The 1,471-nt window shown below is 46.6% G+C and carries 1 protein-coding gene; it reads left to right on the forward strand.

Features of this window, described 5'->3' with window-relative positions:
* Positions 1–80 precede the first annotated feature (80 nt).
* A complete protein-coding gene (locus DW937_RS14555; RefSeq protein WP_120121502.1) occupies positions 81–1,016 on the forward strand; it encodes a hypothetical protein in 936 nt (311 codons plus the stop codon).
* The last annotated feature ends 455 nt before the right edge of the window (positions 1,017–1,471 follow it).

The raw sequence follows: 1,471 nt of genomic DNA on the forward strand, positions 1-1,471 counted from the left end.
AAACATTTGTAAATAATCGGCAGCATTTTTTGAACCAGCTTCTGAACGAAGAACTGTAATGCCGGGAAAGGACATTCCATATGAGTGATTCTACGTTGAAAGAACTTTGGCAGCAGGTCGCAGAAAAGAAGGACTGTGAAGCAAAGCAGAAAGAACTGACTGCCCAGAGAGATACGCTTGCTGATCGTCTGAAAAAGCTGGAAAAATCCAAGCTGGCAGAACAGGCTGATGTGGACCGTCTGGAGGGGCACAGCCTTGCCGCATTTTTCTATCAAGTGATTGGAAAAATGGATGAAAAGCTGGACAAAGAACGGCAGGAAGCCTATGCAGCCCGTGTCAAGTACGATGGGGCTCTCCATGACCTTTCTTCCGTTGATGCCGACTTGGAGCAGATTCAAAATAGACTGGCACGGCTGTCCGATTGTGAAAGGCAGTATCAAGCTGCTCTTTCCGAAAAAATCAAAAGCATCAAAGCATCTGCCCACCCTGCCGCACAGCAGGTTGCGGAAAGTGAAAGCCGTATTGCCGCACTGAAAGTCCAAAAGCGGGAGCTGCTGGAAGCCATCAACGCCGGAAAGACCGCCCTGCATACGGTCAATGAAGTTCTGGAAACCCTCGACAATGCCGAGGGCTGGAGTACATGGGACGTAATGGGCGGCGGTTTGATGGCCGATCTTGCCAAGTATGAAGAACTGGACGATGCTCAGGAACAAATCGAACAGCTTCAAGTGGAACTGCGGCGGTTCAAAACTGAACTTTCCGATGTTGAAATCACCGCCGACCTTCAGATTACAGTAGACAGCTTTCTGAAATTTGCGGATTTCTTCTTTGATGGCCTCTTTGCAGACTGGGCAGTTCTGGATCACATCAACCAGGCACAGAGCAGAGTGGAAAACACCAAAGATCAAATCAAGCGAGTCCTTGCACTTCTGAAAAAGATGCGCGAAGATATTGACGTCCAAATCGCTGACGAAAAAGAAAAGCAGGAGCAGCTTGCGGTGGAAACCGAGCTGTAGGGTTGGAGTGTTCGCTTATGTAATATGCTCAATTCGACAACTCGGAATTTGACAAAGGAACGTGACCATATGAAAAACAACAGCCCGCAAAAGCACGCTTTCATTTCTTGTCTCATCTTGGTAACAGGAATATTGCTCGTGGTAATAGGCGCAATGACAACAAAGGAGTACAAAATCAACCTGTGCCTGTTAATCGGTGCAATAGTTGTTATTGGCGGCATTGTATATCATCTCATTATGATGAAATGTCCTTATTGTGGCTGCTCGCTTGTTGGTTATAGACCAATCCCTAAAGAGTGCCCAAAGTGTCATAAAAAGTTTGAATAATAATCGATCTTTATTACATCCCTTGCGGGCAACCCCAAAACGGTTGCCCGCTATTTTTATACCCTAAAATCTGAAGAAGGAGGCCAAAATGCCAAGCAAAACCGAAGAATATCTCGCCCTTGCCCAGC

The organism is Faecalibacterium sp. AM43-5AT (assembly GCF_003603345.1).
Lineage (GTDB): Bacteria > Bacillota > Clostridia > Oscillospirales > Ruminococcaceae > Faecalibacterium > Faecalibacterium taiwanense.